The sequence below is a fragment of the Lutispora thermophila DSM 19022 genome (genome assembly GCF_900142105.1).
Taxonomy (GTDB): domain Bacteria; phylum Bacillota; class Clostridia; order Lutisporales; family Lutisporaceae; genus Lutispora; species Lutispora thermophila.
Genome location: NZ_FQZS01000028.1, coordinates 1 through 23,103, shown reverse-complemented (window position 1 = coordinate 23,103; position 23,103 = coordinate 1). Strand labels below are relative to the sequence as shown.

The window sequence follows — 23,103 nt, the reverse complement described above, 5'->3', positions numbered from 1 at the left end:
CCTCCGATTACCTAATACAATCATTACTTAATTATACAACATTATGTTATATGGTATCTATATAATTATTTGACAAAATTATATAGATTAATCACTTAGATAAGGAAAATACTTACTCACATGCCTGTTTATATCTTCCATTACTTCTTGTGGAGATTTTTCATATACTAGCATTTCTCTTATATTATATTGTATAATTGCGTTAATTTCCTGCCAATTTTTGTTCTTAGGTAATATTTGGGCATAGCTCAAATTCTCGTTTACTCTGTTCATTTCCTCATCTTCAACATATATCAGATTTCCTGATTTTCTTGGGGAAAAGTATCCGAATCTTGCTAAATCCTCAGTAAAGCTTTTATCTGTAATGTATTTGATAAACTTGGCGCACATGTTTCTCTTTCCGGCATCCTCTTGCTTAAATATTCCATAGCTGTAGTATACCTCGTTCATGTATATGGGTATTTCCGCCTCACCGGTTGGATAACTTGCAACAGTGAATTCCAAATTATACTTACCCGCCATATTTCTTATGTATGGAATCATCCAGGCATCTGCCATCAACACGGCACACTTTCCCTGAAGAAAAGTTAAAAATGCTTGATTCTTGCTCATCTCTCCAAACTGTGGATCAGCAACTTTATGAGTATGTTTCAGATCATATAGTTTCTGTAGACCACTTAAAGCCTCAGGACTGTTAAATGCATATTTGCCCATATCATCTGTGAAATGGGCTCCGTCAGACATCAAAATACCTGTAACATTATAGCTGCCAATATCAATATACCCATTTATGCCATATATGTTCTCCGAACCTCTTCTGCTCCCTTTGAATGTAAGTTTTTTCAATGATTCCAGAAACTCAGAATATGTCCACTGTCCATCTTGGGGAAGTTGAACATTCCTTTCCTGAAAAATCTTTTTATTCAACAGTAAAGTATAGCCTCGGCAAGCCCATGGCAAACCATACATTTTACCTTCATAACTTACGGCCTCTAATGCTCCTTCCTTATAATCATTCCTATCCTCTTCTTCAATATATTCATCCAGAGGCTCCAGTAACCCTGATGATATAAAGTACCAGTCGCTGCCTATAGGCGCTATATCAGGCATGGCCCCTATTTTTGCGGCAGCCATCAATGTAGTTTTGCCATCCTCAGGGGATAAAGACCTAAATTCTATGTACACTCCCGGATTGTTCTTCTCAAACTCCCTGATTCTCTTTTCTATCCATCCGAGTTTGCTTCCGTTGGTGGTATCCAGGTTTGGATAATCCCAGAAACTTATTATTCCCTTCCACTCTGCTTCCACTGTCTTTGGTTTATTTATGTTCTTGTAATCAACTGTATATTTCCTGAATAATGCAGGACCAGTGATGATATATGCCACTATCATAATACATAAAAAAAGAGTTACAGCCCTTTTGACTGCCACTGAGACACCTCCTTGATTGAACTAAGAGCTATGAACTATGAGCTATAAACTGAGATTTAAGTTCTTATGATTTTTATTAAATTTATATTCCTTTTTATTAATAAATAGCACAATTAATAACTATAGCAAAAAACAAAACAGCAGGTATTGCTACCTGCCTATTCTTCATCCTTTTCCACCCTATAGTTTACATTAGAATATTGATCATTGTAGTTGCTTCTATCCATGGGTTCTTCCGGCATTATTAATGCAGCTATAAGGTATGCCATGAAAACTGGAAAACCTGCACTTAAAAAGAAGAAAGCAATCCATATCAATCTCACGATGGTCACGTCAATATCGAAATACTCAGCCAAGCCTCCGCATACACCGGCTAGGGTCTTATTATGCCTTGATTTATACAATTTTTTATTCATATCGTTTACCTCCATTACTACTTCTACACTTCTGTAACAATATACGATATTTGATGAGAAAAGTCTTATTTATTGAAAAAATTATAAATATTTTCTGCTGCTTTTTTGTTCATACCTTTTACCTTTAACAGTTCTTCAATGCTTGCTTCCTTGATGGCTTCAATATTTTTAAAATGCTTAAACAATGCTTTTTTCCTTTCCGGTCCTATTCCTTCAATTTCATCCAGCATTGATTTTTCAAGCTTTTTCTCTCTCAAGCTTCTATGATATTCAATGGCAAATCTATGGGCTTCATCTTGAATGGAGGCCATAAGCTTGAAGGCCTGGCTTCTTACAGGTATGTTTATTTCTCTATCCTCAAAAATAAGCCCCCTTGTCCTGTGCCTGTCGTCCTTCACCATTCCGCATATTGGTATGGTCAGATTTAGCTCTTTCAAAACTTCAGAAGCAGCATTTACATGCCCTTTACCGCCATCTACCATTATTAGATCGGGGAACTCAGAAAACTTCCCTCTGGCATAGTCTCCATCTTCTTCATCAATTTTCTTTCTTTCCTCTATTCCGTGGGTAAATCTTCTCCATAATATCTCTCTCATGCTGCCGTAATCGTCCTGACCTTCGAATCCCTTTATCCTGAATCTTCTATAATTTTTCTTTGCAGGCTTGCCATTTTCAAATACAATCATGGAAGCAACATTATCCACACCTTGAATGTTTGATATGTCAAAGGCTTCAATTCTGTTAATGTCCCTATGGTATAATTCCATATAACCTGCCAGTTCTTTGCAAGCTTCAGAAATCTTCTTCTCCTTTTCTTCCTTTTCCAACTCTAATCTTATGTTCTCCTCTGCATTATTTCGCGCCATTTCCACCAGCTTTCGCCTATCCCCTCTCTGTGGAACTGTTATGGAAACCTTTGACCCTTTTTTACTGCCCAACCATTCCTCAATAAGCTCTTTCTCATCAAAATCATGAGAAACTAATATGGTCTTGGGTACATAAAGAGCCTTATTGTAAAATTGTTTCATAAAACTACTTATTATTTCTCCTCCATCGCTATTAGCCACATCAGACAAAAAGAAGGTTTCACGACCAATGAGCTTTCCTCCTCTCACAAAGAAAGCTTGGACACATATCAGCTCTCCAGATCCAGCATAGGCTATCACATCTTGGTCTTCCATTCTTGAGGAAATTATTATCTGCTTTTCGTTTATCTTCTTTACAGCCTCAATCTGATCTCTAAGCTCCGCAGCCTTCTCAAATTCCAGATTCTCTGCATACTTCTCCATTTTTTCTTCCAGCTCTGAAAGCAATTGCTGCTGCTTACCTTCGAGAAAAAGCAATACAGAATCCACCAGTTTATTGTACTCTTCCTTGCTCACTTTGCCGGTACATGGCGCTATGCATTGATTTATATGGGCGTTGAGACATGGTCTCTCCTTACCGGCAATTTTTTCGATGTTTTTATTACAACTCCTGATGGGGAATATTTTTGATATTAATTGGATGGTCTGATTGACAGCCTTTGTGTCGGTATAGGGCCCAAAATATTTGGCTCCATCCTTTTTTATCTCCCTTACTTTAAGGACTCGAGGGAAACCTTCGTTAGTAGTTACTTTTATATATGGATAATGCTTGTCATCTTTAAGCATAACATTGTATCTTGGCCTATGCTTTTTTATTAGATTGCATTCAAGTATAAGAGCTTCCAGTTCATTTGCTGTAATTATATACTCAAAGTCCCTTACGTTTTCCACCATGGCATGTACCTTTGCTGACTTATTGGCAGATGCCTGGAAGTATTGTCTTACTCTGTTTTTCAGGTTTATTGCCTTTCCCACGTAAATTATGTGGTTATTCTCATTTTTCATTATATATACGCCGGGTTTATCAGGCAGATTTTTCAGTTTTTCTTCTAAGTTCAGCATTTTTTTACCTCATCTCTATCAGGTTAATCTTTGTTTGATTTAGCAAATAATATTATATATAATAAAAATTACGCAATGATATATGCTTCTGATCACTGGCCTCTAGCATCATGTGAACAGTATGACTGTTGAACACATTTTTAATCCAGAGACAAATAGCCAGCGACTTGAGGCTAAAATCCTTCGTATTTCAAAATTATACATAAAATTGAGAGGTGTAAATATGTCTAGTTCAATGAAGCTCATCACATTTATATTTTCTTTGTTTGTGTTTCTGATAGCTTCCGTTATTTTTAATACCATATTTGCGTTTTTTCCCGCAGCTCAGAGTGAAACAGGTTTAATACCTGTTATAGCCGGTTACTTAAACATCATGTTCAGCACCATGCTCATGATTCTTTCGCAAGGCTTCTTTCGCACTTTTTATATTCGCAGGGTTATGAATAAGCTAGGCACCTATAATATTATAGGAGAATATCCAGTGACTCCCTTCCGACTCGTTGACCGAATAATCATATATATATTCCCTTCACTGCCGGTGATATTGCCCTTTTTCAAAGGTGAAACCTTGAACCAGTATACACTCTGGGGTATAGCTTTGCTTGTTTTATTTATAATTATAACAGAATTATTGTTTAAATTCTTCAATAAAACCATGAAGATAATAGTTATTGATAAAGGAATCCAAATCACAGGATTCGATATGCGCCTTGAACTGCCCATAAGCGCAAATTATCCCAACGGATTTGGTTTCTATCCCTTTGAAAGAATTGAAGGCTTCAGATATATGAAGAAAAAGCTAGTGCTGTACCACACATATGATTTGGGTCCCATAACCATAGATGCTTCAGAAGATGATATAAAAAGAATAAAAGGTTTACTACTGCAAAACAATATACTTGAAAGTAGAATAGACAAATAAAATTATATCGTATTCAAAATTTAATTTCATAGCCTATTTATTTTGTATTCATAATGTATTATAATATTACTACATTTTGTTAATGAATTATCAACATTTGGAGGAGATAGGGTTATGAAACTAGAAGGTAAAGTTGCAGTAGTGACAGGTGCAAGTGCTGGTATGGGTAAAGATATCGCCTATACTTTTGCAAAAGAAGGCGCTACAGTTTATGCAGTAGCAAGAAGAGTAGAAAGGCTGGAGGAATTAGCAAAAAGCGCTGAGGGACTAAATGGCAAGATAATTCCTGTTGGCGCAGATTTGACAAAGAAAGAGGATGCTGAGAAAATCATTGATTTTGCATATAATGATTCCGGCAAATTGGACATCTTGGTCAATAATGCGGGTATAATGGACGATTTCAGTCCTGTTGGCGATGTGACAGATGAGATGCTGGAAAAGGTGTTCAACTTAAATGTATATGCACCTTTCTACAGTATAAGAAAGGCAGTAAACATCTTCTTGAAACAAGGCAGAGGCAATATCATCAATGTTGCATCCATAGGCGGTTTATTTGGAGCCAAAGCAGGAGCTGCTTATACTGCTTCCAAGCATGCTGTTGTAGGTTTGACAAAGAACACAGGATATATGTATGCTAAGAAAAACATCAGATGCAATGCCATCTGCCCCGGTGCTGTGGAAACAGAAATAGGCACTGGAGATTTCATGAAAAATATTAATATGGAAGGCATGAACACAATAAAACCCAACATGGCTGGAAACCCAAGAAGCGCAAAACCTTCAGAAATTGCAACAGTGGCATTATTCCTTGCTTCAGATGATTCCAGCTTCGTAAATGGCCAATGCATAGTTGCTGATGGCGGTTGGACTGCAAACTAAAATATAATAATCTATAAGAAAAGAAGGCATAACAGAAACTTTTATGTATGCCTTCTTTTTTTACATTCTGGAAAGCTCATCATTTACACACATCTACCCAAGTAACTTTTGTCACTTTAGCCAGATAATCCACTGATATTTTCACAGCTGTATTGGCTCCTCCTCCAGCGGGAAAAACATAATCAAATACCTTCAGGGATTCATCAAGGTATATGTCAAGGGGTTTAGTCAATCCAAAGGGACATACGCCTCCTACTGGATGGCCTGTAGCTTCTTCCACTTCTTCCGGACTTATGAATCTTGCCTTTTCTTTGAAATAATCCTTGAACTTTCTGTTGTCAACCTTTACATCGCCTTTTGTCAATAATAGAATATCCCTGTCTTTAAGCCTGAAAGCCATGGTCTTTGCTATCCTTGCCGGTTCTACTCCCAATGCTGCTGCAGCCAGCTCAACAGTGGCAGTGCTACAATCAAACTCTATTACTTCTAATGGAAGTCCCTCTTCTTTAAAATGTTTTTTCACACTTTCTATACTCATTTCTTTTTCCTCCGTTACGAATATTGACATCCTTTGTTTTGAATATTATACAATACTTATGACTATTTATCCATCCTTTATACCCATTGAAAAACCTCTTCTTATTTACATAAGAAAACTAATGACTTATAATATTACTGTCTGGCTATTAACTCTTGAGTAAGACACAAAATTTAAGATGAAAAGGGATGATATGTTGAATAAGAAAATAAAAATTACTACACTATTGGTCTTTTCTATACTGGCAGCATCATTATTATCAGGATGCAGTTCTGTAAACACAGAATCCATAGACACTTCCAATATTGTAGTAGCAAAAGTAAACAATATTGAGATAAAAAAGGACTATTTTGATGAGGTATTCAATGTAGTCAAGGTTCAGCAGGAAGAAATCAACGGTCCTGAAATATGGGAACAAGAATATGATGGCAAGAAATTTATAGATTATACAAAGGAAACATTGCTGAGCAATATCATTAATGAAACCATTTTGCTCAAGAATGCAGCAGACCTAGGAGTAACTGCTTCAGAGGATCAAGTAGATATGCAGATTGAATATATAAAGAACAATTTCGAGTCAGAGGCAAAATACAATGAATATATCCAATCTCTAAATTTAACGGAAAAATATATAAGAGATAGCATCAGAAAATCATTGATAATAAATAATTTGTATCAGGAATTGACCAGTTCTGTAACTGTTCCTGAGGAAGATTTGCTAGCCACCTATAATGCGATAAAGGACAGCATGTATAGTGTGAGAGCAAGCCATATATTGATGGATGACTATGAAGAAGCCATAAAGATATTGGAAAGGGCAAAAGCCGGTGAAGATTTTAATAAGCTGGCAGTGGCATATTCCATAGATCCAAGCGCTAAGGAAAATCGTGGTGATTTAGGATATTTCACCTCCGGTGACATGGTTGCAGAATTTGAAATAGCAGCCTTCGCTTTAGAACCAGGTGAAATAAGCGATGTAGTAAAAACTGATTATGGATATCATATAATCAAGTTAGAAGATAAAAGAGTTATCACATATGAAGAAGTTAAATCTCAGTTGGAACAACAATTGCTGCCTCAATATCAGAATCAATATTTATCAACATACTTCCAAGAACTTATGGAAAAGAGTGATGTTGTTACTTATACGGAAAACCTCTAAAAGGTTTTCCGTTTTATATTTCTATTTCAGAAATACCCATGGGCAAAACTTTTTCTCCAATAAATCCATAAGCCTGAGAAGCAATAATCCTAATAAACTTAAGGCCAGTATTCCTGAAAACATGTCCAGATAATCTACCATAACCCAAGCATTCATAATATAGTAACCAATACCATAGGTGGTAGCAAAGTTCTCTGCAAAGAATAAAGTGGATATGCTTATGCCTAGGCTTAGCCTTAAGGCTGAAAAAAGTCTGGGCAATATTGCAGGCATTATCAGATGTCTATACATACCTGCTTTCGATACTCCCATAGATATTACAGAGTAATACAATTCTTTAGGGATTTCCTTTATGCCGTCTCTTACGCCTATTAATATCTGAAATATGATTATAGTAACTATTAAAGTTATTTTAGCTGTATTTCCTATACCTAACAATATCATGAAAATCGGCAAAAAAGCTATCTTAGGTAAAGGATATAATATGTATACGACAGGAGATATTATGCTGTCTGCCTTTTTACTCATGCCTATCCAAAGCCCAAAAGGTACACCAATGATTATGGATATTCCAACGGCTGTCATTATCCTTACCAAGCTTGCCAGAAGATGTATAGACAATACTTTGGGGAACAGATGAAAAAATCTCTTAAAAGTATTGTAAGGGCTTGGAATTACATTTGATTCTACTGATATATGCAGAAGATACCAAATTATGATGACTATAATAATTCCATGGAGGGTTTTGTTTTTCAACATTTTATCAAGGAGTTTCATGGTTTTTACCTTCCTCAAGCCATCTTCTTACTTCAAGACATATGTTGTAATAATCAATTCTGGAGCGTATTTCTACATCGCCAAAATAAGGGTTATCAATAATCTTTTTTATCTTCGCCTTATCCATTATCACTATTTTCTGTCCTAAAAAAACTGCCTCTTCTATGCTATGGGTGACAAAGACAATTGTTACAGGCCGTTTCTTGTAAATGTTCAGAATCAAATTTTGTATATTTTCCTTTGTCATGGCATCCAAAGCAGAGGTAAACTCATCTAAAAGCAGCAAATCCGGTTTTATAACCAGAGTTCTTGCGATGGTAACCCTCTGTTTCTGGCCTCCGCTTAACTGTGAAGGATACTTGTTCTTCAGTTCTTGTATATCCAGTTCCCGAAGTATCTCGCTCACCTCTTTATTGAGCTGTTCCCTTTCCATTCCCCGCACCTTTAATCCCAGAGCTATGTTATTCCAAACAGTTTTCCAGGGAAGCAGACCATAATCCTGGAGGATAACCCCTGTTTCCCTTCTGCTTCCCCTCACCTTCTCATTTTTTATATATATTTCACCATCAGTATAATCAATAAGACCTGCCAGCAAATACAACAATGTGGTCTTGCCGCAGCCTGAAGGTCCTATTATTGTACAGGTAGTATTTTCTTCAATGCTAAGATTTATATTGCTCAGTACCAAATCTGAACCATAAGAATAGTTCAGATTTCTAACTCGAATCATTATTCAACGAACTTCCTTTCGACAAGCTGCTCCGGCCGAATATTCATATCCTTTTTTAGCACATTTTCCACCCATGATATTATTTTCTCCAAATAAGCATTATCGGGCAGATAAGTTTTTGTGTACTCTGGAAGAATCATAGAATCCTTTATTTCAGGCTTCAATGACAGTTTTTCTATTAATATTTCCCGAGCAATTGATTCATCCTTATTTATATCCTCAACGGCTTTATCATAAGCTTCATGGAACAGCTTAATGGCTTCTGCCTTTTCAGACAGCGCTTTTGCTGTAAAGCCTAAAACATCGGGGCAATAACCATCTTCAGGGTCATATATCCTCTTTTCCAATCCATCCAAAGCTCCCATGGAAGCCATGGGCTCAGGGAATAGTCCCATATCTACATTGCCGCTTTTTATCATTTCCAGGCGAGCTGGTATTTCGTTTATAAATACCTTTTCTATATTGTAGTCATTGCCTAGCCACTCATCTATCAAGAAATTGGTAACGCTCACTTCCATCATAGCTACCTTTATATCTTTTTTCTCTGCAAAGCCTTCCTTCACCAATACAGGAAACATGCCCGATGTTATGGTTGTAGCCTTTATATCGAATCCACCGTTTACATTGGTTGCAACAGCTATTAAATCCGTCATGGCTCCATCTATTGAATTTGTCTGTAGGGCACTTTGTCTATCCTGGGCATTGTTAAACACAATGAGTTCTATGTCCAAGCCCAGTTCTTTGAAATAGCCATTTTTCTCTGCAATAAGCATAGGAGCAGCATCTACTGCAGGCATTAGTCCAACCTTCAGAGAAAGATTTTTTGGCTCTTTTGTGTCAACTTCCTGTTTTGGAGCCTTGCTGCCGACACAGCCTACATTAAACACCATTGCTATTATCAGCAAAGCTGTCAAAGCTATTTTAGTTTTTATATTCATTGTATGTGCAACCTCCCAGCGTATAAATTTTGTGCTAATAGTATTTTACTGCTAATACTCTTTTTCTTCTAGTATTATTTTTTATTCTTCATCAATAATATTCCATTAATGCCAAAATTATTTATTCACTAAAGCTTATTATTATTTGTCTGATAAGTTATAATATGATATAGCATTATATACATAGGCAGGTGTACATATGGATAGATATTATATTAAATCATCCATTGAATTACATGATTGGAAAAAGAAGATGAGAAAGAAACCATCCATCATAGATAAAGCATCAAAAGGTATCCAGAACAAAATAAACAATATGTTGCCTCAAAAATATCATGAAATAGTAACTTCAGTCATCAAAAACATGGTGAAAGTCGTCCTTATAGGTTCGGAATATACGAGTAAAAAAGCTGGTGTGCTTATGCCTTTTGAAGAAAGGGAAATATTAGTAAGAGAAAAGATAGATTTTTATAAAAAAGCCGCCATGCTGGAAGGTGCAGGCACCGGTTCAGGGGGCTTACTGTTGGGGCTTGCCGATTTACCTTTGCTCATCGGCATCAAGATTAAATTTTTATACGATGCGGCATCTATTTACGGCTTTGATGTCAAAGATTATAAGGAAAGATTATATATATTGAAAATCTTCCAGCTTGCCTTTTCAAGTCAAGCTTCAGTAAATAAAGTGTTTAATGAGATGGAAAATTGGGAGGAGTATTCAAAAATCCTTCCCAGCAGCCTTGAAAATTTTGATTGGAGAGAATTTCAACAGGAATACAGAGATTACATAGATATTGCCAAAATTCTTCAATTGCTGCCAGGTATCGGTGCAATAGTAGGAGCTTACGCCAACTCCAAGCTTATGGATAAGCTTGGAGTTACTGCCATGAATGCATACAGGATGAGGATTTTGCATTAATTAGTTTTTATCCTTACCAGGCTATCATATCCATCAAAAATTTCAATATAATCCTTTTTCCATGTGATTATATTTCCTATAGTCGTACCTTCATTTTCACTAGCCCTTATTTTTTGCATAATTCTAGATGATCTATTTTTTATATCATATGATTTTAACTCAACATACTCATCATCTGTAGGAAATGCAGGAATATAAGCTAATACATTATCATCATCATATTTCCATGAAACAGATACCATAGGTATCTTTTCATTTGTATCTTCATCATATTCTTCCAACATAACGGCAGTTTCATTTATTGAATCAATCAAAATCGATTCATTACAATCTCCTGCACCTAACTCCAACACAATATACTTTCCATTAGGGGAAGCCTTAATACGCTCTACACCGCCAGCAGTTGCAAACTCACTCAAATCTATATGATGTACTTTACCCTTATAAGTATAATTCAGAACTATAGTAGTTTTATAACCTTCATCTGTTATCTTAACAACATCAGTTCCATATTCGACATAAATAAGCTGATCTATCATTGCAGATATGTTATCATCTTGATAAGTTAATATACGGGGTATATTACGAGCAAGCTTTGGTACTTCTTTATCAGAAGAACTCTCTATATTACTGTCTTTATGGCTGTCATACTCTTCTTCCTTCTGATTTACTACATTATCCAAATCAGCATATCTGTCGCATCCCATTAAACCCCACGTAAGAACTGCAATGGCAATAAAAATAACTACCTTTCTCACAGAATCTTCCTTCCTTTTTATGTATATTATTAATTTTTCGGGCATCAGCTCTATACCAGTATTATATCAAATACAGTAAGTTTATGTAAATAAATATAATTCATGGTAACCACTGCTATGAAATATGATGCCGGTCAATCAGCGAATTAAATATTGTTAAAATATTTAACGCAATTCCTCCACTCGACAGAAAACTGTATCAACTCCTTCCCATTCTTATAAATTAAACTTTCATGTTAACATGGTTTACAATTATTCATTAAAAATGTCTTTCATTGATGTAGGAAAAGTAACTGGCCAGAAAACCATTTCTTACATCAATAAAAATATAAAGGGAGATGATCATATGACAACTTTGGAAATATAGAAAATAATAATTGCATTGCCTAAAAATAGAGACAATAATGGAACCTTAAAATTATATCAGTGTTATGATTACAATGATACTGAAAAGTGGATACAAAAACATTCCTGCCCATGTAAAGGAAAAGGTTCATACAAAACAGACAGCCCGGATAGTTGGAAGTATGAGAATGGGAATACCCCTTTAGGGGGTCTCTTATTGCTATATCTCTTTCCATATGCAATTACTCCTTCATTTGTCCTCTACTTATATAACGAAGCAAAACAGTATTTTGGGACAATCATTTTAAAATTTTATTTAATTGTTTTGACCGTTTATTTTTTTAATATAAAGACGTTTTTATACAATGAAAAATTAATCAAAGGATCCTTTGAGCAATTAAAAAATAAAATATAAAGGAGGATATTATTATGGGACACAGAACAGTAAATCTTAATTATCCTATTGACAGGATTCAGCAAAAACCCGGTGGCTGTGGTATAGCTTCTGCTGCTATGGATATCAACTATGTTACAAATAAAAAATATAGTTATGATGATATTTTTGAAGCAAATGATAAAAGTGTATATGTAGATTGGGCAAAAATCATTAAAAACTTAGAAAAGAAAGGAGAAAAAGGGTTAAAATATACAAGAATTCCATCAGGTTCAACAAAGTCTACTTTTGCTAAGCTAAAAACAGACTTATTTAATCAACTCTACTATAATAAGAGACCTGTTATTGCTTATATAGAAAATAACAGTGGAGGAACACACTTTGTCGTTGTAAATGGTTTCCACGGTACTCTATCATTTTTGCCAGATGATAATGGAAATGAGTATCCTTCCCCAGCAGAAGCAAAAGCAGATATGTTTAAAATTGTAGATCCTGGTTATGAAAATCATTACACATTAGCTGATGTAATGAATTATTATAAAGGAGAGTTAAAATCTCTTCATTTCTACTATAAGTAGAATTAGAGGGGTGCTCTACCCCTCTAATTCACCAATCTCTACTGGGCTATCCTTAAAAACATCCATGTCTTCAAGATTGTTTAGATCAATATTAATAAATTTTAAATTTTTATATTTCTTAAGCGGCGATATCCTTTTTATAAAAGTTTTCCTTAAATTTATAGTTTCTATATTGCTCACTCCTGACAGTTTATTTAAATCAGTGATTTTTGTATTATACAAATCCAAATCTTTTAGTTTCGGAATTCTGTCAGGCAAGATGTTGACCTCAGTCAATGGATTATTTCCTAATGTTAAAGACTCAAGGTTTTTCATTTTAGGAAAAACATTAAGGGATGTTATTTCATTGTCGTAGAGGGAAAGGGATTCTATTGAATCCATGTCAGGAAAAGTGTTTATATCTTTTTCAGTTAATCCACTGCTTGTCAAATTTATCTGCTTAACATTTATCAAATGCTTTAGAGGTTTATAATCATGAACATTCGGTACATTCTCTAGTCCTAAATATATCAACTGTTGCATATCCCTTAGGAACTCAATACTTGTTAAATCCTTACTGTCATGAATATCTAGCTCTTTTAATGAGGTTATGCCTGCTATATCTTTAACATCTTCATTATTTACATTGCAAACAAGTAAATCATTCAGTTTACTCAATTTCTTTAGCGGCTGATAATCATGAAAGTTTGGTACATTATGAAAACTTAAGTCCGTTAACTGTTGCATGTTGCTTAGAAACTCACCACTTGTTAAATCCTTACTGTTATAAACATTTAGTTGCTCTAATGAAGTTAATCCAGCCAAATTCTTAACGTCATCATTAGTTACATTGCTAATATAAAGTACTTCCAACTTTTTTAAATTCTTCAACACGGAGTAATCCTCCAATTTTATATTTCCATCGAAGTTTATATTAAGGTATCTTAAATTGGGCGTTTCCAAAAGAATGGAAAAATCATATTCTTTGCCATCTTCAAAAGCTCCATCTTTAAAATATAAATATGTTACTTTCCTTAAATCATTTTTTGTAATTTCTTTATAGTATTTATTTATATCATAACTTTCAATTGCCATTAATACAGGTTCCGGATATTTGCCATATAATAATTCATTACCGTCATCTGTAGTTGAAGCATTGTGTGCGTTTTTATACGGATTACTATTGCAGCCAATAATAAAAAGGGTGCATATTAAAATTAATAATGACATCTTTAAAAATTTCATTTCAGTTTCCTCCTTGATAAGCTTTTCTATCCATTATTTGTACATATTTCATAATCCCCTTCCTGACATCCCTCCAATTGCTAATGCTCATCTGATTATCATTCAGTTTATCTTCTAGTAAATATAACGAAACAAACACAGTGTTTTGGGACAGTTGTATAAAAAATTTTTATTCAATTTTCCCCTTTCTTTTTCGCCTTTTTCTAACATCTATAAATCTTTCTCGGATCACTCTGCCAATTCCATTGTACTTTCACTGTCAAGTTATTGCTCACGTTAAGCGCATAAAAATAGAATCCTATTTGCATTAAATGATTCTTTCAGATTTAAACTTATTCCGGCTCCACTGCTTAAGATTCTTAAAAATCTGATCCTTAATCTGCTTCATATCACTTCTTATGACTTCCAATATATTGAATTTCTCTGAGATCCTTGTCATAATCTCTTGATATCTCTTTTCCTTTTCTTCCTGTATCATGTACCGTTTTTCCTGAACTTTTAAAATATAAAATATTAACATAATGCCTAAAACAGCTCATATACCTTGTGATAATACAAGTTTTAATATTTCATTTTCCATATGCGCTATCTCCCATCATATATAAGTTCTCTAAGATTGTTTAGTACTTTGTTTTTTATTCCGTTTACAGCTTGTCTTGCGATATTAAGCCTGTTCCCTATTTCCTTATAAGAATATCCTGCTTTTATATCTCATATCCGTTTCATCATATATTAAATCCATATTTATCTCTAAAGAATCCTGCGTATTTGTAACATGTTTTCTAAACAAATTTATTTTTTTGTGTTTAAGAGATCCGACAGTATAGCTCACGATGAGGCCACCATTTTTCACAGCAAATAAATTTAAGTTGATATTTTTTATTATTTCTATATAGACGATTATTAAGTAAGTTTCTGCCTCTTCATAATTTAATTTCTTAGTATATATCTTAATAAGCGGCTCAAACATTAATATCAAGCTCATAAGTGCTTCCTTATCACTGTTCTTTGACTTTTCAATGAGATCCCATATAACATTACCTCCATATATAAACCTACTCGTAATTGATATTGTTTAACAATTAAAGACAGAGGATGGAGATATATATAAATTATATGCATTAATTAATTTTTTGCTTTTTTGATATTTTTTGTAATGAATTTTCGAAACAAAGAACAATTCTGCAATCAGAATGCTTTTATTAGCAATTATGCTGTGGAGAACAAAATCATCAAGTTAGGAACATTATGTTTCTTTTGTTAGAAATAAGATGTAATCTCTGACTCCCTTACCTTTCGATAGGTTTGCCGTTATCATATAGCGTTAAATTTATATTATTGTTCAATTTAAAATTTAATTTTTAGGTTTATACTTATCATAACCAAATCATCCTTCAGATTTAATAAAATTATTATTGGTCTTTTATTATTTGCTTCTTGATTTCTTTATTACTTTTACTTTGATTTATTATCAAATTCTTTCAAGCCGTAACAACATTCTTATACCAGCTTTAATATAGAAGCATCAGAGTGTGAACTGAAATATAGAAATCCACACTCTGATTGCATTGCAGTATAATTAACCTGAATAGACCCATCCTTCGGGTGTATGGTAAGCTGTAGCTCTTGCAGACTGATAAATTCGAACAGTACCGTTAGTTTCTTTTACTTCAAGTATTGCCGTATCAAACTTTACTCTATCATATCCATATCTATACATTGTATAAGCAATATCCTTTAGGTCATATAATCCATTTTCTATTAAACTTCTTGTATTACTAAAGCCTTCATAAGTATCAAGAAACAACTCAGCTATTAATGAACTTACAGCTACCCAAGTTGGAGCAACAACCCATAAGCTAATTCCTGCTACTAAAACTTTAGAAACAAGTAAAACAATGGAACTTTCGTCAGTTTGCTCATATAATAACTCTATCCCGTCAATTACATTATTGAGTTGATTTATAGAATATTCTTTTTGAGTAACATATTCCTTAGTCATACATACTCCTCTCCTTTTCATTATAATATTAATAGCAATAACCGGTTAATTGCTTTCACCTTATATAGACATTTCTTTTTGAAAAATGTAAATGTCATTTTTTACTAACGAAGCAAGTAAAGCATATTTTTGAATGTATACCATAAACATCCAAAGTTTTACAGACTAGAAGGATTTTGATTTCTACAATTGAAAACATAAAATATTTTCATAAAGTTTACTATAGATTAATTGACATCTTACTTTTATTTAGTTTAATAATATATAATAGAACTAAACAGCGTTTACGCATAAAAAAATTTATACCATAAAATCTTGTAAAATATATGGAACTGCATGAATGGAAAAGATAAAAAAGAAATCGCCAATAAAGAACACAACTGATCTACTAATCAAAACAATAATGTTCTAACTCATGAACTTAATTTCCTGTTTAAAACTGATTATGCATAACCGGTAATGCAAATGTCATATTTGGAATAATATAATCGATAATATACACGTGTTAATTTATGGCATAATATAATTTTAGAGAATGTTATAGGAGTGATTTTATTGTATTTAAGTAAATGGCTCATAATAATCTTCTTTTTTCCATTAATAATAATTCCATTAGTATATGGAATTATAAACCCAAAAAACAGCTTCTTATTAGGCAGAAGGTGGCAATTTAAAAACGAAGTGGAACCAACCGAATTTGTATTAGATATGCACAAGCTATTTTGTATCGCCATGCTGATAGTAGTAATAATAATATTGTTTTTATTGATAATTTCTTAATTTCTATTGAAAATACAACTTTTGCAATTTGTTTTAATTCTATTACCCTCCATTTTCATTATTTTCCTATCATTACTTTGAACCCGCCTTTTATATTGATTTAAACTTTTTATAAATATCACGAATAAATCCTCTCTCAATTGTAAAAGCCATGGCGCTATATGCGTCATGGTCGATCAAGTCACGCTCTTAGGCAGCCGACTATCATAGTGTTTCGACCTTAAATTCGTGGCTTTGTCTCCCTATTCCTCGATATGCTTGTTAATATCATATACATCAGCTTTTATAATCACTGTATATAAACTCCAATGTCATTCTATACAAAATTTCCTTTAGTTTTTTCTACTAATATAACGAAGCAAAAGCAGCCCTTTGGAACAGTTGTTTAAAAATTTTTATTCAATTTCCCCCTTTCTTTTTTGCCCTTTTTCTAACATCTATAAATCTTTCTCGGATCACTCTGCCAATTCCAATGTACTTTCACTGTCAAGTTATTGCCCACGTTAAGCACATAAAAATAGAATCCTATTTGCATTAAAGGATTCTTTCGGATTTAAACTTATTCCGGCTCTACTGCTTAACATTCTTAAAGAATCTGATCCTTAATCTGTTTCATATCACTTCCTGTGACTTCCAATACATTGAATTTCTCCGACATCCTAGTCATAATCTCTTGATATCTCTTTTCCTTTTCTTTCTGTATCATGTACCGTTTATCCTGAGCTTTTGAAATATAAAATATTAGCATAATGACTAAAACAGCTCATATATCTTGTGATAATGCAAGTTTTAATATTTCATTTTCCATATGCGCTATCCCCCATCATATATAAGTTCAAGGAGGTAGATAGAATAATCACCTACCTCCTTGAACTTATATTGGATAGATTGGTTGATGTTAATGAAAGTTTGTAAATGTAGATTATAACAAATTAGGTGCTATGATTCTGCTATAACATGTATATGTCCGTTTGAACAAGATCCGTCAGCTTCACAGTCATAAATTTCTGGTGTGAAATCTTCTAGAGAAAAGATTACGCTTTCATTATTTTTTTCATAATTTGGCATTTTTTTCACCTCCATTTCTCTTCATTTCTAATAACTAATAATATAATATTAACGATTGTAAGTCAATTCTAAAATAAGAAAAATAATAAATATTATAAAATTTAAAACAATTATGGTATTGTTTGGATTCCAAAATAATGCTATAATATACAGAAATTAGAGCTTATAAAAATATAAATTAATAAAAAATGGAGGGTTGTCTCAAATTATGTATAATAATCTAGCTTTAAAAAAAGTTAATGCCTTTTATAGAGAATTTACAACAAAAGAAGGGAAAGAGTTAGTGATAATTGAGCCAGGATATATAGTTAACAAACCGACATTTATGATTTGGTCTATGTTGGAGAAAGAAATGAGTTATGAATCTCTTATAAATGAATTACTTAAAATAATTAGAGATTCGACTGCTGAAGAAATAATGAAAAAAGTGAATCCAATATTAAAAAGCTTATAAGAGCGAAACCTTATAATGATTAATAATACATTAGAAGAAATTCCCTTCAATGAGGAAAAAAAAATAAAAATGGAAACTGATTTGGAAAGCGATTATAAAACCATTGCAATTACACAAGTAGATTTAGTAGTTACTACAGCTTGTAATTTTCGTTGTAGACATTGTTATATCAATGAACAGAATTTAAGCAATACAACAGGACTTGATGTTGAAAAATGGAAATATGCAATTGATACGCTATGTGAACAAGGTTTAATTTCATTGGTAGTTACTGGCGGTGAACCTTTAGTTTACAAAGATTTGCTTGAATTACTTGATTATGCTAATGAAAAAGGATTAAAAATACAAATACTTACAAATGGGTATCTTATAGATGAAAAATTTATTGATAGAATCAAATGTTATAGAAATCTCATAGTGCAAGTAAGTCTGGATGGTAGCAACTCTATGACAAATAATATACAAAGAAGCAAAAATGATGCATTTAATAGAACCATAGAAAACATTAAACTTTTACGAAAAAATAATATCCAAGTAATTGTAGCCATGGTTCTTAATAGATATAATGTTGGGGATATTTATGACGGCAGTATGTTTAAACTCTGCGAAGATTTAGATGTCAATGTACTTGCAATAACACCAACAGTTATTGGTGTTGGGAATGCAAAAAAGAATTCGGATGATTTTCTTTCACCTTTTGAGATTGATAAAGTAATTAATTATATTAATGATTTTAATAAAACATATAGTAAAAATCTTATTATTAATGTTAGTGCGCCACCTTCTGTTACACGCGAAACTTCAGTATATAAGAAAAAACGACCACGTTGTAGACGGGGCACTAATTCGTTCAGTATTCGGCCTAATGGTGATGTTTTTGTTTGCTCTGACTTTATGGAAGTTGGCTATAACACATATGAGTTAGGTAATATACTAATAGATGATATTTCGGATATAAAAAGTAAGTTGAGTAAAATAAAACAAGAAAAAATGGAAATATTCAGTAAAATAAAAGGCGTTTGTTCAATATGCAAGGAATTGGAATACTGTGGAGGTGCATGTCGTGCCGATGCATATGCCACGTATCATGACATTAATGCTCCATATCCCCTCTGCCAAAAACTATATGAAAATGGGCTATTTCCACAAGAGAAAATTAACAAAGAAGTAACATATAGAGATTTTTAATATGGTGTTCTTTAAGTTCCACCATGTTTATAAAAATGAGTGTAAATATAGATGTAATGGAGCGAATATGCGTATGATACAAGATAACAAAAATATACTTACAATTAAAAATTTAAGTAAAACTTATAAATCAAACGGCATAAGAGCTAATATTGATATTAACTTAGATGTAAGAAAAGGTGAGATTTTAGGATTATTGGGCCCAAATGGAGCTGGTAAGACTACCATGGTAAGACAGATCTGCGGCTTGATTAAACCTGATAAAGGAGAAATATTATATGGTGACATTGATCTTGTAAAAAACCCAAAGCTAGTTCCCATAATATTATCATCATTAAGCCAGGTTATGTATGCACATCGGGCTCTCAAGGTAAAAGAATTTATACTTTTCACTGGGATTTACAGAGGAATGAAAAAACAACAGGCAATTGAGCAGATGGATTATTTTATTGATTATTTCAATATTAAAAACAAGTGCAATCAACTAATGTCGGAGCTAAGTGGCGGTGAAACCAGACTAGTTGGTTTTATTGCGGCCTTAATGGGGCTAAAGAAATTGATTATTCTTGATGAACCAACGAATGATATGGATCCCGAAAAAAGAATATTGCTATGGAATTTAGTTCGGAAATTAAATGATGAATATGGAATTTCTTTTATTTTGGTTACACATAACATCCATGAAGCACAAGACGTGGTAGATAGGGTATCAATTATAAAAGATGGAAGGATACTGATTACGGACAAGCCTGAAAACATTATAAAAAAATTTAGCGATAATGTGAAAATCAAATTTTCACTACCATACAACGTGAATTTTAATGCTTCTATAAAAGAAGATATTAATGTACTACAAGTTGACAAGGAACATTACTTGATTGATACCACCTATAAAAATCTAAATGATTGTATGCATAAGTTGTTTTTATGGGAAAAGCATTACCTGATTAAAAACATTGAAATTATAACACCTTCATTAAGTGATGCATACATGCTGACAGTTGAAAACAAAGAGGTGCATGATAATGAATCCTAATAATATTAATGAGGAATATGCAAATTCATACAAATCAGCTATAATGAAACAAGTTTACTTGATTCGGGCAGAATTACTTTCTTTCAGATTGAATTGGAAATGGTCATTAATTATTGTTTTAATTACACCGATTAGCATGCTGTTTTTCTTGTGGTTTTTATTTAAAGACAAGCCAGAATATTTACTACATGTTGTTACAGGCAATATGGTTTTATCGCTTGTTACCGGGACTATGTTAACTTTAGGACAGGAATTAGGTGTCCTAAAACAGTTGCGCGGGTTTGACTATTATGCCACTCTGCCAATCAGAAAAATAAACCTTATAATAGCATACCTGATACGAGCAACATTGCAAACATTGCCTTCCATGATAGTAATATTGTTGCTGGGTAGATTTGTATTACATATACCAATATCTATACATTATACATTTATATTGGTTGTACTATTATCCGGTTTGTCCTTATCTGCCGCCGGTGCATTCATAGGTATATACAGCAAAGATGCAGGACATGCAAGTATTCTAACACAAGTTTTGCAACCCTTGGTTGTATATTTGGCACCTGTATTTATACCAGTTGAGCATATGCCCAAATTATTAAATATAGTTTCGTATGCGATCCCAACGCGATATGTAGCTAATGCTTTGCGTGCCAGTTGTTCAGGTACGTATGATTTATATTCGTTAAATACTTTACTAATTTTTTCTATTATATCAATTATATTAATAGAAAATAAAATGGAATGGAGAATGAAATAACTCAAGAATATAACGATACAAGACTTCATATATGAATTTCAATTACTTAATGATGTTAATATGTACTAAAAAATCAGACAAAAAATCTCTCTGAAAATCTAAATAAATAAAAAATATTTTTAATGCATATTCGGCGAATTATTCAAAAGGTAGTGGTGTGTAATATGGGATTTGTGCAATGTAGAAATATTAAACATTTTATAATTGATGATGGGTGCTTAAAATTGATATCAACTCCCGTAAATATTATTGGAAAAGATGACGAATATCATATTTCTGGTGGTACCTTGAAGCCATTAAGTACTTTTGAACTTAAGAGATTAGAAGCTGATATAAATAAGGAAACTGAAAAAGAAATAAAAAATTTAAGAGTTCTCTCTAATTATTCTGATAAAGATTTTAATTTTACTGTTAGTTTGCATTATGATTATTGTGAAATTGAAGGTAAGGAATTAAAAAAGGTATATTCACTAGTAGAAGTATTTTACAATGGAGTTTCTATTGATTATTTAATATTTAATTCCAATACAATACAATATATCAAAGAATTAAAAGAACATCTCCAGGAAAAATATTTATGTTTTAATGACACTGTGGATTATAAAGGGGAATTACCTCTATTATTTACAGATCAAGCTGCAGTAGTTTTGGCTCATGAATTTTTAGGGCATATGCTTGAAATAGATAATTTTTATTTTTTTAAATATAATGAACTAATTAATGACGTTGAATCATTAAAGCTAACAGTTTGGGATGATCCATTGATTCCCAATTCAAGTGCATATTATAAATATGATGATGCTGGGATAGCAGCAAAAGTGACTAATATTATAGATAAAGGCAATTTTACAGGCAACCTTATCGGAGGAAAAATAAATGAAATGGTTGTGAAATCAAGCTTAAGACGAGATTATTATTCAAATAAACTATTACCAAGAATGTCCAATTTTATGGTTCAAGCCAACTGTTCTGCGAAGAAACCAAAGCGGTATATTGAGATAAGTAAATTATCGAGATGCTTTATTAATCATAATAATAAGGTATTGGAACTCAATGTTGGATTAGCCTTATTAATGGATAATTCAACAAGATTAAAACGTGTAAATCCATTTTATTTAAAATTAACAATTAAGGAATTATTAGAAAAAATACATCCTATACAAAGTCATAACTTTTTACGTCCTTTAAAATGTTATAAAAGGGGACAAGTGATACAATGTGGAGGTACTTCTTGTGATTGGTTGTTATTAAATTGATTATAAACGAAATTACATTTTAAATGTTCAAATACTAGTGTTAAGATTTATGATAAGCAAGAATAAATTCTAAGTTTACTTTTATTTATTCTCATTAGGAGTGTTATTATATGTATTTTACTTCCAAATTAGTGGAAAATAAATTGCTAGAGAGAATTAAAAAAGATTTAAGTTTTGTAGATAATTCAATTTTAGAGTTTAGAGTTTTGTCTGAACTTGGATATATTATTTCTTCTCAACTACAAGCTATGAAAACCGCTAAATATCAAATAAATGAAGAAGTTGTTGAGGTTATTACCAAACGATATTCAGAGTTTTATTGGACCTATGTCAATATTTTAGACACAAAAACTCGGATTTACTATGCTGATTTTCTAGCCATATCCTCACATTGCTGAGGGGTAATATACCCAATGCTACCATGGATTCTCTTTCTGTTGTACCAGGATTCTATGTATTCAAAAATTGCCAGTCTTGCAGCATTAAAATCGTAGTAGGTTACTAGGTTAACCTCTTCCTTTTTTAGGGCAGCATGAAAAGACTCAATACAGGCATTGTCATAGGGATTTCCCTTAGAACTGAATGAGTGAATGAATTTAATTTCTGATATATATTCTGAGAAT

The 23,103-nt window shown here is 32.7% G+C and carries 26 protein-coding genes; 10 read left to right on the top strand and 16 right to left on the bottom strand.

The genetic code is table 11. The features are described from left to right. Positions 1-87: 87 nt before the first annotated feature. From BUB48_RS15345 to uvrC, 3 genes are all read right to left on the bottom strand, one after another. The gene (locus BUB48_RS15345) at positions 88-1,431 is read right to left on the bottom strand and encodes an ABC transporter substrate-binding protein (protein ID WP_084524724.1); all 1,344 of its coding nucleotides are present in this window, start codon (positions 1,429-1,431) and stop codon (positions 88-90) included. Positions 1,432-1,589: 158 nt separating this feature from the next. Further along, positions 1,590-1,847 (bottom strand): PspC domain-containing protein, encoded by a 258-nt coding sequence (locus BUB48_RS15340; protein ID WP_084524722.1) that lies wholly within the window; start codon positions 1,845-1,847, stop codon positions 1,590-1,592. A gap of 65 nt (positions 1,848-1,912) precedes the next feature. Further along, positions 1,913-3,775, bottom strand: a complete 1,863-nt coding sequence (uvrC, locus tag BUB48_RS15335) for an excinuclease ABC subunit UvrC (protein WP_073027352.1) — start codon at positions 3,773-3,775, stop codon at positions 1,913-1,915. Between the two features lie 223 nt (positions 3,776-3,998). Here uvrC and BUB48_RS15330 point away from each other — a divergent pair, with 223 nt between their 5' ends. Both BUB48_RS15330 and BUB48_RS15325 read left to right on the top strand, forming a co-directional pair. Continuing rightward, complete coding sequence (locus tag BUB48_RS15330) at positions 3,999-4,697, top strand: hypothetical protein (RefSeq protein WP_073027350.1); 699 nt, start codon at positions 3,999-4,001, stop codon at positions 4,695-4,697. A gap of 114 nt (positions 4,698-4,811) precedes the next feature. Then, positions 4,812-5,576, top strand: a complete 765-nt coding sequence (locus tag BUB48_RS15325; protein WP_073027348.1) for an SDR family oxidoreductase — start codon at positions 4,812-4,814, stop codon at positions 5,574-5,576. 79 nt (positions 5,577-5,655) lie between these two features. On the opposite strand, the gene BUB48_RS15320 is transcribed toward BUB48_RS15325, so the two are convergent. After that, positions 5,656-6,114, bottom strand: coding sequence for a YbaK/EbsC family protein (locus BUB48_RS15320; protein WP_073027346.1), 459 nt, complete (start codon positions 6,112-6,114; stop codon positions 5,656-5,658). A 193-nt stretch (positions 6,115-6,307) separates the two neighbouring features. Here BUB48_RS15320 and BUB48_RS18650 point away from each other — a divergent pair, with 193 nt between their 5' ends. After that, positions 6,308-7,276 carry a peptidylprolyl isomerase gene (locus BUB48_RS18650; protein WP_242944254.1) on the top strand — a complete coding sequence of 323 codons (969 nt, stop codon included), beginning with the start codon at positions 6,308-6,310 and terminating at the stop codon, positions 7,274-7,276. 21 nt (positions 7,277-7,297) lie between these two features. On the opposite strand, the gene BUB48_RS15310 is transcribed toward BUB48_RS18650, so the two are convergent. From BUB48_RS15310 to BUB48_RS15300, 3 genes are read right to left on the bottom strand one after another with little or no spacing between them, the layout of a single operon-like run. Continuing rightward, complete coding sequence (locus BUB48_RS15310) at positions 7,298-8,053, bottom strand: ABC transporter permease (RefSeq protein ID WP_084524718.1); 756 nt, start codon at positions 8,051-8,053, stop codon at positions 7,298-7,300. Then, positions 8,040-8,783, bottom strand: a complete 744-nt coding sequence (locus BUB48_RS15305) for an ABC transporter ATP-binding protein (protein ID WP_073027342.1) — start codon at positions 8,781-8,783, stop codon at positions 8,040-8,042. The genes BUB48_RS15310 and BUB48_RS15305 overlap by 14 nt, the downstream gene beginning before the upstream one ends. Further along, positions 8,783-9,721, bottom strand: coding sequence for an ABC transporter substrate-binding protein (locus tag BUB48_RS15300; protein ID WP_073027340.1), 939 nt, complete (start codon positions 9,719-9,721; stop codon positions 8,783-8,785). Before BUB48_RS15300 ends, BUB48_RS15305 begins: the two co-directional genes overlap by 1 nt. A gap of 199 nt (positions 9,722-9,920) precedes the next feature. Between BUB48_RS15300 and BUB48_RS15295 the strand changes: the two genes are divergently transcribed. Then, positions 9,921-10,637 (top strand): EcsC family protein, encoded by a 717-nt coding sequence (locus BUB48_RS15295; protein ID WP_073027338.1) that lies wholly within the window; start codon positions 9,921-9,923, stop codon positions 10,635-10,637. Here the strand turns inward: BUB48_RS15295 and BUB48_RS15290 are convergent. Next, positions 10,634-11,395, bottom strand: coding sequence for a hypothetical protein (locus BUB48_RS15290; protein ID WP_139250010.1), 762 nt, complete (start codon positions 11,393-11,395; stop codon positions 10,634-10,636). The two genes, BUB48_RS15295 and BUB48_RS15290, sit on opposite strands and share 4 nt — an antisense overlap. Before the next feature lie 774 nt (positions 11,396-12,169). Between BUB48_RS15290 and BUB48_RS15280 the strand changes: the two genes are divergently transcribed. Continuing rightward, positions 12,170-12,712 (top strand): C39 family peptidase, encoded by a 543-nt coding sequence (locus BUB48_RS15280; protein ID WP_073027332.1) that lies wholly within the window; start codon positions 12,170-12,172, stop codon positions 12,710-12,712. Between the two features lie 15 nt (positions 12,713-12,727). Here the strand turns inward: BUB48_RS15280 and BUB48_RS15275 are convergent, their stop codons facing one another. The 7 genes from BUB48_RS15275 to BUB48_RS18890 form a co-directional block, all read right to left on the bottom strand. Next, on the bottom strand, positions 12,728-13,936 hold the full coding sequence (locus BUB48_RS15275) for a leucine-rich repeat domain-containing protein (protein WP_073027330.1): 1,209 nt from the start codon (positions 13,934-13,936) through the stop codon (positions 12,728-12,730). A 307-nt stretch (positions 13,937-14,243) separates the two neighbouring features. Next, positions 14,244-14,459, bottom strand: coding sequence for a BhlA/UviB family holin-like peptide (locus BUB48_RS18645; protein ID WP_333782631.1), 216 nt, complete (start codon positions 14,457-14,459; stop codon positions 14,244-14,246). Between the two features lie 62 nt (positions 14,460-14,521). Continuing rightward, on the bottom strand, positions 14,522-14,599 hold the full coding sequence (locus BUB48_RS19230; protein ID WP_408631055.1) for a hypothetical protein: 78 nt from the start codon (positions 14,597-14,599) through the stop codon (positions 14,522-14,524). A gap of 22 nt (positions 14,600-14,621) precedes the next feature. Next, complete coding sequence (locus BUB48_RS15260) at positions 14,622-14,921, bottom strand: hypothetical protein (RefSeq protein ID WP_073027328.1); 300 nt, start codon at positions 14,919-14,921, stop codon at positions 14,622-14,624. A 594-nt stretch (positions 14,922-15,515) separates the two neighbouring features. Continuing rightward, complete coding sequence (locus tag BUB48_RS15255; RefSeq protein ID WP_073027326.1) at positions 15,516-15,938, bottom strand: hypothetical protein; 423 nt, start codon at positions 15,936-15,938, stop codon at positions 15,516-15,518. Positions 15,939-17,304: 1,366 nt separating this feature from the next. After that, complete coding sequence (locus BUB48_RS18640; RefSeq protein WP_333782630.1) at positions 17,305-17,469, bottom strand: BhlA/UviB family holin-like peptide; 165 nt, start codon at positions 17,467-17,469, stop codon at positions 17,305-17,307. 188 nt (positions 17,470-17,657) lie between these two features. Further along, positions 17,658-17,786 (bottom strand): hypothetical protein, encoded by a 129-nt coding sequence (locus BUB48_RS18890; RefSeq protein WP_278308966.1) that lies wholly within the window; start codon positions 17,784-17,786, stop codon positions 17,658-17,660. A gap of 208 nt (positions 17,787-17,994) precedes the next feature. Here BUB48_RS18890 and BUB48_RS15240 point away from each other — a divergent pair, with 208 nt between their 5' ends. The 5 genes from BUB48_RS15240 to BUB48_RS15220 all read left to right on the top strand — a co-directional run bounded on the left by BUB48_RS15240 (position 17,995) and on the right by BUB48_RS15220 (position 22,480). Continuing rightward, positions 17,995-18,240, top strand: a complete 246-nt coding sequence (locus BUB48_RS15240) for a hypothetical protein (protein ID WP_073027321.1) — start codon at positions 17,995-17,997, stop codon at positions 18,238-18,240. Between the two features lie 15 nt (positions 18,241-18,255). Beyond that, on the top strand, positions 18,256-19,428 hold the full coding sequence (locus tag BUB48_RS15235; protein ID WP_073027319.1) for a radical SAM/SPASM domain-containing protein: 1,173 nt from the start codon (positions 18,256-18,258) through the stop codon (positions 19,426-19,428). A 73-nt stretch (positions 19,429-19,501) separates the two neighbouring features. After that, complete coding sequence (locus BUB48_RS15230) at positions 19,502-20,464, top strand: ABC transporter ATP-binding protein (RefSeq protein ID WP_073027317.1); 963 nt, start codon at positions 19,502-19,504, stop codon at positions 20,462-20,464. Then, on the top strand, positions 20,454-21,224 hold the full coding sequence (locus BUB48_RS15225) for an ABC transporter permease (protein ID WP_073027315.1): 771 nt from the start codon (positions 20,454-20,456) through the stop codon (positions 21,222-21,224). The genes BUB48_RS15230 and BUB48_RS15225 overlap by 11 nt, the downstream gene beginning before the upstream one ends. Positions 21,225-21,388: 164 nt before the next feature. Beyond that, positions 21,389-22,480 (top strand): metallopeptidase TldD-related protein, encoded by a 1,092-nt coding sequence (locus BUB48_RS15220; RefSeq protein ID WP_073027313.1) that lies wholly within the window; start codon positions 21,389-21,391, stop codon positions 22,478-22,480. Positions 22,481-22,841: 361 nt separating this feature from the next. On the opposite strand, the gene BUB48_RS15210 is transcribed toward BUB48_RS15220, so the two are convergent. After that, positions 22,842-23,103 (bottom strand): integrase core domain-containing protein (locus BUB48_RS15210; protein WP_139250009.1); only part of this gene is annotated, 262 nt, incomplete at its 5' end.